Origin of the sequence: uncultured Mailhella sp., from assembly GCF_944324995.1 — a bacterium.
Classification (GTDB): domain Bacteria; phylum Desulfobacterota; class Desulfovibrionia; order Desulfovibrionales; family Desulfovibrionaceae; genus Mailhella.
On record NZ_CALUYL010000001.1, the window covers coordinates 340,515 to 352,885 of the forward strand.

The 12,371-nt window shown below is 62.2% G+C and carries 9 protein-coding genes; 6 read left to right on the forward strand and 3 right to left on the reverse strand.

What is annotated here, in order from left to right:
* The first annotated feature begins 39 nt into the window (after positions 1–39).
* Positions 40–654 (forward strand): hypothetical protein, encoded by a 615-nt coding sequence (locus Q0K02_RS01430; RefSeq protein WP_294484265.1) that lies wholly within the window; start codon positions 40–42, stop codon positions 652–654.
* 92 nt (positions 655–746) lie between these two features.
* Here Q0K02_RS01430 and argB read toward each other — a convergent pair whose 3' ends face one another.
* Entirely contained in the window at positions 747–1,649 is a 903-nt protein-coding gene (gene argB / locus Q0K02_RS01435) for an acetylglutamate kinase (protein ID WP_294484266.1), read from the reverse strand.
* A 223-nt stretch (positions 1,650–1,872) separates the two neighbouring features.
* On the opposite strand from argB, the gene yajC reads away from it, so the two are divergent.
* The 3 genes from yajC (at position 1,873) to secF (ending at position 5,070) form a co-directional block, all read left to right on the forward strand.
* Positions 1,873–2,238, forward strand: coding sequence for a preprotein translocase subunit YajC (gene yajC / locus Q0K02_RS01440; protein WP_294484268.1), 366 nt, complete (start codon positions 1,873–1,875; stop codon positions 2,236–2,238).
* Positions 2,239–2,355: 117 nt separating this feature from the next.
* Positions 2,356–3,936 (forward strand): protein translocase subunit SecD, encoded by a 1,581-nt coding sequence (secD, locus tag Q0K02_RS01445; protein ID WP_294484270.1) that lies wholly within the window; start codon positions 2,356–2,358, stop codon positions 3,934–3,936.
* A gap of 18 nt (positions 3,937–3,954) precedes the next feature.
* Positions 3,955–5,070, forward strand: a complete 1,116-nt coding sequence (gene secF / locus Q0K02_RS01450) for a protein translocase subunit SecF (RefSeq protein ID WP_294484271.1) — start codon at positions 3,955–3,957, stop codon at positions 5,068–5,070.
* Positions 5,071–5,504: 434 nt separating this feature from the next.
* Here the strand turns inward: secF and Q0K02_RS01455 are convergent, their stop codons facing one another.
* Together Q0K02_RS01455 and Q0K02_RS01460 are read right to left on the reverse strand one after the other, a co-directional pair.
* Positions 5,505–6,653: an ATP-grasp domain-containing protein gene (locus Q0K02_RS01455; protein ID WP_294484272.1), complete on the reverse strand. Its 1,149-nt coding sequence runs from the start codon at positions 6,651–6,653 to the stop codon at positions 5,505–5,507.
* 7 nt (positions 6,654–6,660) lie between these two features.
* Positions 6,661–7,632: an oligopeptide/dipeptide ABC transporter ATP-binding protein gene (locus Q0K02_RS01460; protein ID WP_294484273.1), complete on the reverse strand. Its 972-nt coding sequence runs from the start codon at positions 7,630–7,632 to the stop codon at positions 6,661–6,663.
* A 277-nt stretch (positions 7,633–7,909) separates the two neighbouring features.
* Between Q0K02_RS01460 and Q0K02_RS01465 the strand changes: the two genes are divergently transcribed.
* A complete protein-coding gene (locus tag Q0K02_RS01465) occupies positions 7,910–9,520 on the forward strand; it encodes a glucan biosynthesis protein G (protein WP_294484274.1) in 1,611 nt (536 codons plus the stop codon).
* A 99-nt stretch (positions 9,521–9,619) separates the two neighbouring features.
* Positions 9,620–12,085 carry a glucans biosynthesis glucosyltransferase MdoH gene (gene mdoH / locus Q0K02_RS01470; protein ID WP_294484275.1) on the forward strand — a complete coding sequence of 822 codons (2,466 nt, stop codon included), beginning with the start codon at positions 9,620–9,622 and terminating at the stop codon, positions 12,083–12,085.
* The last annotated feature ends 286 nt before the right edge of the window (positions 12,086–12,371 follow it).

Below are 12,371 nucleotides of genomic sequence, written 5' to 3' on the forward strand. Positions count from 1 at the left end.
CATCCTGCGATGCGGCCTTTCTGCCTGCGGACTGAAACCATGCGCACGACGGCTGTTCTTCTCACGATACTGCTGATGCTGCCTTCCCTTGCTCTCGGTGCGGCTCCGCGCCACGCCGCGCCGCTGAGCGCGCGCCAGGCATTTGCCCTCATTCCCACCGAAATATTTGAAAATACGTGCGCGCCTCTGACCGAAGACGAAAGGGAGCTGCTGGCCGATCAGGGCGTGAACGCCCACTGGAGCATTGCCGAAGACAGCCCGGACGCCCTGCGCTTCTCCTCCGCGGACGGCTTTCCCGACGTGTGCCTGCGCCTGTTCCGCTCCGAACGCGGAGCCGTGGCGGCCTTCCGCACCGAAGACGACGACGGCGTGTGCATTTCCGAACTGTGGTACATCAGCGCCAAAGGCCACGCCGCGCCCCTGCCGCTGCCCCCGGAGCCTCCCGTCGATGACTTTTTCCGGCCCGAGCGCGACCTGCCGGGGCGTCTTTCCTCAAGCTGCACCTACTGCGTGTTCGACAGGGGCCTCGAAGTGCTGCCCTCCTTCGCCTCCGACGGCGTGCCCTGCACGCTCAACCCGGACAACGCCGTGTATTACCTCTGGAACGGCCGAACCTTCGTCAAGAAAGTAAAGAAAATAAACAAACAGCAGTGACGTCCGGGCGCGCCTCTGCCGGAATTTCCCGGAAGGCACGCACAAAAAAAAGGGCGGCCGAAGCCGCCCCGTCCTTTTTGCTGACGCCCCTGCTACTTCACGATTTCGGTGCCGATGCCCTGATCGGTGAGCAGTTCCAGAAGCAGACAGTTTTCCACGCGGCCGTCCACGATGGTCACCTTGTCCACGCCCTTGGCCAGCGCGTCGAGACAGCAGTTGATCTTGGGAATCATGCCGCCGCTCAGGGTGCCGTCTTCCAGCAGACGATGCGCGTCGGCCGTGTCAATGTGCTCGATGAGCTTTCCTTCCTTGTCCAGAATGCCGGCCACGTCGGTGAGCATGAGCAGGCGGCGGGCCTTGAGCGCGCCGGCCACGGCTCCGGCCACGGAATCCGCGTTGATGTTGTAGGTGTTGCCCTCGGCATCCACGCCCACGGGCGCGATGACGGGCACGAAATCGTCCTTGATGAGCGAGCGCAGAAGCTGCACGTTGACGGCCGTCACTTCGCCCACGTTGCCGAGATCGATGATTTCCGGCGGCTGCTGTTCGCCGTGGCTGATGGTCATGGCGAGCTTGCGGGCCTCAAGCAGCATGCCGTCCTTGCCGGAAAGGCCCACGGCCCTTGCGCCCGTCTTGTTGATGAGGTTCACCACGCTCTTGTTCACGGAGCCGACCAGCACCATTTCCACCACGTCCATGGTGGCCTTGTCGGTCACGCGGTGCCCCTGCCGAAATTCCGACTTGATCTCCAGCTTGCTCAGCATTTCATTGATCTGCGGACCGCCGCCGTGAACCACCACGGGATGAATGCCCACCAGCTTGAGCAGACTTATGTTGCGGGCGAAGGCCAGCTTGAGACTCTCTTCGGTCATGGCGTGGCCGCCGTATTTGATGACCACGGTTTCTCCATGATATTCGCGCAGATACGGAAGGCTCTCAATGAGCACCTTCGACTGCAGGCGGGCCTGTTCCACGGGATCGGCAAAAACGGCCATATGTGCTCCTTGCGCCGGGAATCGCCCGGACTTCGTGTTTTTCCCGCATAGTCCCCGCATTCGGGGCGAATGTCCAGCCCTTTCCCCGCGCGGCGCAACGAAAAAGTATGCCCGCCGCAGACGGCATCCGCCGCTTAAACCATTGCGTAAAAAGGCGCAACAGGTTAAGAAGGTGTGGTCAATGACGCGGACATCCTTCCGCAAAATCAATTCTGGAGAATCTATGTTCACTTCCATTGCCTACGCCGCCGGCAACGCGGGCGGCGCCGCTCAGAGCGGCCCCATGGGAGCCGTCGCCTCTTTCGTTCCCCTCATCCTCATGTTCGCCGTGTTCTACTTCCTGCTGATCCGTCCTCAGCAGAAGCGCAACAAGGAACACAAGGCCATGCTTGAATCCCTGGGCAAGGGCTCCTACGTCATCACCTCCGGCGGCCTGCTCGGACGCATCGTCGATCTGGAAGGCGACATCCTCGTCATCGATCTCGGCGAAACCAAGGTCCGCATGCCCCGCGGCTTCGTGAGCGGCACCTACGATCCCAAGGCCATGAACAAGACCGCCGAAGCGGCCGCTCCCGCCGAAAACAAGTAAGGCCCGTTCCTTCGAGTCTTCCGACTCCACGCCCCTCCTTCCGGGGAGGCGTGGAGCTTTGTGCTATTCATTCACTAAGGTCTTCCGACCTTGTCATCGTGTTTCAAGGATACAACCATGAAAGCTCTGCGTTTGCGCCTGGCCGTCTCCCTCATCGTGCTGCTCGTGGTGCTTGCGTACGCCCTGCCCAACATTCCCGCCATCGGCAACTCCCCTCTGGGCGCGTTCATGCAGGACCGCATCAGTCTCGGCCTGGACCTCAAGGGCGGCATGAATCTCACCCTGGGCGTGGATGTGGAAAAGGCCGTGCAGAATACGCTGTCCGTCAACGGACAGGACATCCGCGACCGCGCCGAACAGGAAAAAATCACCGTCATGAAGCCCAGGCTCAACGCCGACGGCCTTCTCGAAGTCACGCTGCCCCGCGCCGATCAGGCCGGAGCCTTCGAGTCCATGATGGGCAAGTGGTTCCCCAATCTGCAGCAGGTCAGCTCCGACACTTCCGCCGCCGGCCGCGTCTATGTCTTTGAACTCTCTCCCGCCGCCCGCAAGCAGACGGAAGACATGACCATGGAACAGGTCGTGCGCACCATACGCAACCGCATCGACCAGTTCGGCGTGGCCGAACCCGACATCCGCAAGCAGTCGGACAATCAGGTGCAGGTGCAGCTGCCCGGCATGACCGACGCCGAACGCGCCATCCAGATCATCGGACAGACCGCCCATCTGGAATTCCACATCGTGCGCGACGACGTGGATCCCACGTCCATCATGCTGCCCGCCGGCACGGCCCGCTATCCGCTCATCGTGAAGGGCCAGTACGGCACGCAGACCGAGAGCACCATCATCCTCGACACCGAAGCCCTCATGGGCGGCGAGGACATCACCAACGCCCGCCCCGCCTTCAACGAATTCGGCCAGTCCTACGTGGCCCTGGAATTCAACAACCGCGGCGCCAGCAACTTTGAACGCATCACCGGCGAACACATCAAGAAGCGCATGGCCATCGTGCTCGACGGCAAGGTCTATTCCGCGCCCGTCATTCAGGACCGCATCGCCGGCGGCAAGGCCTCCATCACCGGCAACTTCACCACCGAAGAGGCGCAGGATCTCGCCATCGTGCTGCGCGCAGGCTCCCTGCCCACCCCCGTGTCCGTGCTCGAAGAGCGCACCGTGGGCCCCTCCCTCGGCAAGGAATCCATCAACAGCGGCATCAAGGCCTCCCTCGTGGGCGCGGCCGCCGTGGTACTCGTCATGCCCCTCTACTACGGGCTCTCCGGCCTCATCGCCGACGTCATGCTCTGCTTCACCATCACCATTCTGCTCGCCGGCATGACCCTCTTCGGCGCCACCCTCACCCTGCCCGGCATTGCGGGCATCGTGCTCACCATCGGCATGTCGGTGGACGCCAACGTGCTCATCTTCGAGCGCATCAGAGAAGAGCTCAAGGCGGGCATGTCCGCCATGGAAGCCGTCAGGGCCGGTTTCAGCCGGGCCAGCATCTCCATCATCGACTCCAACCTGACAACGCTCATCACCGCGGCCATTCTGTACCAGTTCGGCACGGGCCCCGTCCGCGGCTTCGCCGTCACGCTGTCGCTGGGCATTCTGGCCTCCATGTTCACGGCCGTGTTCGTTTCCCGCGCCGTGTTTGAATCGTGGGTCGCCCGCTCCGCCAGTCAGAAAATCAGCATTTAGGACAAAGAGGTCCGTTCCATGGCATTCGCACTTCTTTCCCGTCAGACCAACATCGACTTTGTCGGCTTCCGCCGCATAGCCTACAGCATCTCCGGCTTCTTCATCATTCTCGGCCTGATCGCCATCTTCTGGAACGGCGGTCTGCGCTACGGCGTGGACTTCGCCGGCGGCGTCATGGTGCAGATTGAATTCGCCCAGCCCATTCCCGACGAACAGGTGAAAACCGCCCTGAAGGACGTCGATCTGCCCGGCCTCACCGTACAGCAGGTCGATACCGAAGACCGCGACTATCTGCTGCGCTTCTCCATGCCCGCGGCGGAAAATCAGGACCTGCGCGAGCAGGTGTCCTCCGCGCTGAAGTCCAGCATTCCCGACAACCCCTCCACCATCCAGCGCCTGGAATCCGTGGGCCCCAAGGTGGGCAACGATCTGCGCAACATGGCCATCGAGGCCCTGTTCTACGCCGTGCTGCTCATCACCGTGTACATCTCCGGCCGCTTTGAATACAGCTGGTTCATGGCCGGAGCCATGGCCATCGTGCTCTGGGCCGCCGTGTACGGCGCTTCCTACCTCGGATTCAACCGGCTGTGGGGCGTGGCCATCGGCATGATCATCACGCTCCTCTGCTGCTGGAAACTCAAGCTCAACTTCGCCCTGGGCGCCATTCTGGCCCTCATTCACGACGTGATCGTCACGCTCGGCCTGCTCACCCTGCTCGGCGTGGAAATAGACCTCAACGTCATTGCGGCTCTGCTCACCCTCGTGGGCTACTCCATCAACGACACCATCGTCGTGTACGACCGCATCCGTGAAAACCTGCGCGCCGTGCCCGCAGACGCCCATCCGAAGCCCACCATGGGGCAGATCATCAACAAGTCCGTGAACCAGACGCTCTCGCGCACCATCATGACCTCCGCCACCACGCTGGTGGCCAGCCTGGCCCTGTACCTGCTCGGCGGCAACGTCATTCACGACTTCGCCCTCACCATCACGCTCGGCATCGTGTTCGGCACCTTCTCCTCCATCTTCGTGGCCTCGCCCATCCTCATCGCCTTCGGCGACGTGGATCTCTACCACTCCAAGACGAAGCAGAAGGACGACTACGAACGCCCCGGCGAACACGGCATCGTGTAGCGCCGCCGCGCCCGCAGCGCTTTTTCCTCCGCTTTCCCCCGGGAAGGCGGAGGATTTTTTATGCCGAAACGTCGGGAGAAAACGGACGCGAGAGACTCCGGCCGACGGGATGCGCCGTCTCCCGCGCGAGCTCCGGCCACCCGCAGCCAGCCTGAACGCCCGCGTATCGTGTCTGCCCGTCAGGGCGTCGCGCGTGAACCTCGATCTGAACTTCCGCTGTGCCTCGCTCCTTCGCCGTGCTGTACACTCGCCGACTGACGCGCCATTTCTCCCAAAGCTCGACCGGCCGCTCCCCTTCCGGCTCTGCCTTCCTAGCCGTGCTCACGCGCCCGCAACTCTCCTTCCGACACCTTAAAAAACATACGACGCAGCAGACGCAAAAAAAAGAGCGGCATTCCGTGGGAAAGCCGCCCTTTTCTTTGCGTTTACCGCAATCAGTCGAGATACTCGGTCAGATCGCTGCGCAGAATGTGATCCAGTTCCGCGCGGTCGGAAGCGAGCGTCTCGGTGAACAGGAAGCCGAACACCGGGCCGGTATGATAGTCGATGGGACGAAGCTCCATCACGTTGCGGAAAGAGGCGCGGAGCTTCTCGTAGTTGAACACGTCGGAAGGCTTGAGGCTCGCCGGCGGATTCAGCACGATGAAGGAATAGATCTTGTCTTCCTTGCCCTTCAGCAGAGTGTCCCAGTCGGGACGGACGTTCCGCAGAAAATAGTCGTAGGTGCGGAAGCCGTAGGCGTGCAGGGAAAGATCGGTAAGGCACCAGCCCGCAAAGCGCAGCGGATTGGCCTCGATGGGAATGATGCGGCCGTTGTCCACGCGCAGTTCCAGATGAATGGGCAGATTGCGCGCGCCCATTTCCTCGTTCATGCGGTTGAAGAACTCAGTGAACGGCTCAAGATGCTCCCGGATGATGGACGCGCCGGAGCAGTACAGTCTGTCGCTCACGTCGTCCGCCGAAGCGAATTCGTGATGGAAGATGTTCACGATGACGGCCCGGCCTTCGTCGTCGTAGTAGAAATCGACCGCATATTCCTCGCCGCCGATGTACTGCTCAAGGATGAAGCGGCTGCTCGCCACCACGCTTTCGTCGTAGTGCTTCTTCCAGTCGTCGGAGTGCAGACGGATGTCTTCCAGCGCCTTCTTCCAGTCGTCCTCGCTGAATATGGTGTACACGCCCACGCTGAAAAAGCCCACGGAAGGCTTGAGAATGAAGGGCGTCTTCAGTTCGCTGAAGTCGATCTTGTCGAGATCGGCCGTCTCGACTTCGCGGAACAGGAAGTCGGGATAGATTTTCGCAAGCATGCGGCGAAAGGCGGCCTTGTCCTTGCACAGGGCTATGCCCTTCTGCAGGCCCTTGTCGGGCGAATGCTTCAGCACCCAGGAAAGGGAATTTTCGCAGGTGGTGTAGATGCGGTCGCCCTGCGCGAGCAGCGCGTCGGCCTCTTCGTCGGAAACGAGACGGAACGCGCCTTCGGGCGCGGCGGCCAGCGCGGCTTCGTTGCGGAGCACGGGCGTGCGGCTTTCAACAAGATAATCCCGAAGTTCCCGGGACACGTACTGTTTGTCAAGAATGATCATGCAGTCCTCACAGAGGGAAGTGGCAGCGCACGGCATGCCCTTGGTTGACGGCAACAAGCGGAGGCTCTTCTTCCCGGCACTGCGGCCTTGCGTGCGGGCAGCGGGGATGAAAGGCGCATCCGGCAGGCGGAGAAAGCGGACTCGGCATTTCTCCGGAAAGAATTGCGCCCCGGCCGCGGCGGGACGGATCCCGCGACGGCGCGGCGGCCATGAGCGCTTCCGTGTAGGGATGCGCGGCATGGGAAAAAAGTTCGTCGCAGGAAGCCATTTCCACAAGACGCCCGAGGTACATGACGGCCACCCGGTCGCTCATGAAGCCGATGACGCCGAGATCGTGGGAAATGAACAGGTAGCCGAGGCCCATGTTCTGCTGCATGTCCTTCAGAAGATTCAGCACCTGCGCCTGCACCGAGGCGTCCAGCGCGGAAACGGGCTCGTCGCACACCACCGCGCCGGGCCGCGCCACAATGGCTCTGGCCACGGCCACGCGCTGACGCTGTCCGCCGGAAAACTCGTGCGGATACCTGTCGATGTGCTCGGGCTGAAGCCCCACCTGCACAAGAATCTCCTGCACCTTTTCCCGCCATTCGGCCCGCGACAGGGGCCGTCCGGCGGCCTGCGCGGCGAGGCGCAGCGGTTCGGCAATGCTGGCTCCCACGCTCTGGCGCGGATCGAGCGAGGAAAACGGATCCTGAAAAATCATCTGAATGCGGCTTGCGCGCTCCAGAGGCGACCATTCGCCGATGGGACGCCCCGAAAGCAGCACCTCGCCGGAAGTGGGCGAAAGCAGCCCCACGGCCATGCGGGCGAGCGTGGACTTGCCGCAGCCCGATTCTCCCACAAGACCCAGGGTTTCTCCGGCGGAAAGCTGGAAGCTTACCTCGTTCACGGCCTTCACGCTTGCCGGACGGGGATCGAAAAAGCCCCGCCGCACGGCAAATTCCCGGCTCACCCGTTTCAGTTCCAGCAACGCATCCATAGAAATTCCCGTGTAGTTCCTGTTCGTCGAGGGGCGAACGTTCCGCCCGGGCGACATCCTATCTTAGCCTTCCCCGTGCCGCAAGGGGATAAAATCTCTGGACATGGAGCCGTTCCGGCTTTAAGTAGGGAGGAAGGAGAGGAACCGCTGAGACATTTTGTGCTTCATGCCGACAAGCCGACCGCCGCTGCGGCCATGTCCACGCGGCTCCTTTTGCATTCCAGGCTCCACACTCATTGACGGACAGCAAATCCCAATACTCAGGGAGTTACTTCCTATGTTTCACCGCATGATTTCTTCTTTCTGCCTGCTTGCGGCTCTTTTTGCGGCTCCTCTTTCCGCCGGAGCCGCGGCGCCCTTCGGCTTTGCCGACGTGCAGGCCAAGGCGCAGGATCTCGCCGGAACAAAGTACGTTCCCACCACGCCCGTGCCGGAATTTCTCACCAAGCTCAATTACGGCGAATGGAGCGGCATACGCTACCTGCCGGAAAAGGCGCTCTGGGCCGAGGAGAATCTGCCCTTCACGGTGCAGTTCTTCCACCCCGGACTGTACTACGACAGAACGGTGCGCGTACACATCGTCAACGACGAAGGCGTGGAAGACGTGGCCTTCGATCCTTCGCTGTTCCAGTACGGCAGCGAAGATCTGGCAAAGCAGGTCGCCCAGACCAAGGACATGAACTTTGCCGGATTCCGTCTGCACTATCCGCTGAACAAGCCCGAATACAAGGACGAAGTGGCCATTTTCCTCGGCGCGTCCTACTTCCGCGCGCTGGCCGCGGATACGCACTACGGCATCTATTCCCGCGGGCTCGCCCTGGACACCGCCACGGCGCAGGGCGAAGAGTTCCCCTACTTCAAGGAATTCTGGATCGTGAAGCCCGCCGCCGACGCCAAGGACATCACCATCTACGCGCTCATGGACAGCGAAAGCATGGCCGGAGCCTATCGCTTCGTCATCACGCCCGGCTCTCCCACGGTCATGGACGTGAAATGCGCGCTCTTCACCCGCAAGGACGCCAAAAACATTCAGAAAATCGGCCTCGCTCCCCTCACGAGCATGTTCTTCTACGGCGAAGAGAAAAACGGCCGCCCCGGCGACTACCGTCCCGAAGTCCACAATTCCGACGGCCTGCTCTTCGTGAACGGCGACAAACACTGGTTCTGGAGCCCGCTCGCCAACTTCAAGCGCCTCAGCGTGAACACCTTCCCGCTTCAGAATCCGCGCGGCTTCGGCCTTCTGCAGCGCGACAGCGACTTCAAGAGCTATCAGGACATCGAGGCCGCCTATGAACGCCGTCCCTCCCTGTGGGTGGAACCCCTGGGCGACTGGGGCCCCGGCACGCTGAACCTGGTGGAAATTCCCACGGAAGACGAAATGCACGACAACATCGTGGCCTTCTGGACGCCCGACAAGCCCCGCGACAAGAACAATCCCGATCAGCCGGAAGCGGAACTGCGCTATCCCGACACGCAGATGTACAGCTGGAAGCTCTACTGGATGCAGCCCCAGACCCAGCAGCACGACCGCGGACAGGTGACCTCCACCCGCGTTTCCCGCAACGGCGACACCATGACCTTCCATGTGGATTTCGCCGGCGGCGAACTGGCCACGCTCCCCGCGGACACCGGCCTTTCGAGCATCGTGGAAACGCCCGAACCCATTCCGCTGCTGGAAAAGAAGCTGCTGCGCAATCCGGCCACGGGCGGCTGGCGGCTCACCTTCACCGTGCGTCTTCCCAAGGAGGAAGGCGTCATTCAGAGCCTCATGGCCGCGCGCAAGGGGCCCGTCATGCTGCGCTTCCGCGCCCTGCTCAAGAAGGGTGAAAACCTGCCCGATCCTCTGACCGAAACCTGGATCTACGACTGGCAGCTGCAGCAGCAGTAATCCGCCTCTGCGGGAACACGCCCGTTCCCGGAGCGCGGAGTGCAGGGAGAGGTTTTTCCTGCCGCCCCGCCTCCGTCAACCTCTTCAAAAGGTCTTCGCATGAACGCCTATCAGGATATGGATTTCCGGGTCCGCGACCGCATTCTGCTCTATGCGCGCGGGCTGAACCTCTCGCCGAAGGCCAGCGTGGAACTCGCGCTGGAAAGCCTGAAACGCTGCGAATCCGATCATCCGAGCTACCATGAGGCCCTCGCCTGCCTCCACGCCATTCTGGCGGAAAAAGGCCGTGAACTCATTCCCGGCGACGAAGCGCCGCACCTCGTGTCCGCCCCGGGCATGACCCGCAGCTCCATGCTGGCCGAAGAACTCGACCGCACGCCGTGGCTGAGCATCTTCAAAAAAACGCTGAGCAGACTGTTTCGCATCTTCCGCCCCTCGGGCATGGCCGCCCGCGCCTCCTGGAAGGACAGCGCCGACAGGCAGCGCCAGCAGCTGGAATGGGAACGCGTGGCTGGCCGCCGCCGCACCCTGCTCATGACGCTGATTCTCGTGCCCGCCGTCATCGGCGCGTACCTCATGTACAGCATTCTGCCGCAGCAGGGCATTGAAGCCGTCAAAATCATGACGGCCGTGCTGTTCGCCATCCTGTTCGGATGGATTTCCATCGGCTTCTGGATGTGCGTGGCGGGCTGCTGGGTGCTCTCCCACAAGGTGGACCGCTTCACCCCCACGCGCGGATGCGACGCCGTGAACATTCCCGACACGACCCGCACCGCCATTCTCTTCCCCGTGTACAACGAGGACACCCGCAAATACATGGCGGGCATTGCCGCCACCTGGCATTCCCTGGTGCAGACCGGCGAAAGCGACAAGTTCGACATCTTCATTCTCAGCGACTCCACCAGTCCCGACTCCTGGGTGGCCGAAGAGGAAGCCTGGTACGAATTCTGCCAGAGAGAAAACGTGTTCAACCACATTTTCTACCGTCGCCGCCGCAACAACACCAAGCGCAAGAGCGGCAACGTGGCCGACTTCTGCCGCCGCTGGGGCGCGCAGTACAAGTACATGATCGTGTTCGACGCCGACAGCGTCATGAGCGGCCGCACCATGGTGCGCATGGTGAAGTCCATGGAACTGCATCCCGAAATGGGCATGATCCAGACGCCGCCGCTCGCCGTGAACATGAACAGCCTCGTGGCCCGCGTGCAGCAGTTTGCGAACCATCTCTACGGCCCCGTGTTCGCCACGGGCCTGCACTTCTGGCTGCTCGGCGACGCCCAGTACTGGGGACACAACGCCATCATACGCGTGGAGCCTTTCATCAAGCACTGTCAGCTGCCCACCCTGCCCGGACGCGGCCCCCTCGCCGGCGACATTCTGAGCCACGACTTCGTGGAATCCGCCCTCATGCGGCGCGCAGGCTACGGCGTGTGGCTCGCCTACGACCTCGACGGCTCCTGGGAAGAAAGTCCGCCCTCGCTCATCGACGAACTCATACGCGACCGCCGCTGGTGTCAGGGCAACCTGCAGCACAGCCGTCTCATCTTCTCGGGCGGCATCTTCCCCACGCATCGCGCGCTGTTCATCAACGGCATCATGTCCTATGCCTCGGCCCTGCTGTGGCTGTTCTTCCTGGTGTTCAGCTCCATTCAGGCCGTCACGGAAGCCTTCATTCCGCCTTCCTACTTCCCGAACGGCCCCACGCTGTTCCCCGTGTGGCCCACCTGGTATCCCAAATGGGCCCTGCTGCTGCTCGTGAGCACCTGCATCATGCTGTTCATGCCCAAGATTTTCGCCATCATTCTCACGCTGCGCAAAGGCGGAGCCAAAAACTTCGGCGGAGCCTTCAGCATGTGCATGAGCGTGCTCGGCGAAGTGCTCATTTCCACGCTGCTCGCCCCCGTGCGCATGCTCTTCCACAGCTTCTTCGTGGTCACCACCCTGCTCGGCTGGAAGGTCTCGTGGAACACCCAGAACCGCAGCGACACCGGCACAAGCTGGAGCGACGCCATCCGCTTCCACTGGTGGGGCACGCTCATCGGCCTTTTGTGGGGCGGCGTCATGTGGCTCATCAATCCGGGCTTTTTCATCTGGTTCTCGCCCATCGCCGTCGGCCTCGTGTTCTCCATTCCGCTTTCGGTGTTCACCAGCCGCGTGAGCTGGGGCCTGGCCGCCAAACGCATGGGCCTCTTCATCACCTCCTCCGAGCTCAAGGCCGAGCCCGAACAGGCCGACATGCACAAAGAACTCGAACGGCCCGACCGCTATTCGCCCTTCACCATCGCGCGCGACAAGGGCTTCACGCGCGCCGTGGTCATTCCCCGCGTCCACGCGCTGCACATCGCCCTCATCCGTCGCCGCAAGTGGGAACGCCCCATCGGCGAAGAACGCGAAAAGACGCGCCGCGCCCTGCTGGCCAAGGCTCTGGAAACCGGGCCGCGCGGCCTTTCCAAGCAGGAGAAGTCGGCGCTGCTCATGGATCCTCGCCTCTTGAACGAACTGCACAGGAACGTCTGGCAGCTGGATCCGGAAAAGGGGCACGACTGGGGCGTGGCGCAGAACTGACGCCGCTTCCCTCGGCAAGCCTCGGCAAAAACGCCGACGACATCCGCTTCACCATCATGGCCGATCCCGCAACGGGGTCGGCCTTTTTTCGTCTTCGAGGCCGCGCACGAACGACGCGCCGGAAAAGCAGCGCCGCAGGACGCCGGACTCACGGCAGATGCGCGCAGAAGGCGGGGCCAGCCTGCCGGGAAAGCGTTCGGACACAAGAACGCCGCGCTGACCACCGGACACGCGCAGGTCTTGCCGGAAACCGGGAAAGCTTCGGGAATTTGCGCCGGAAATTTCT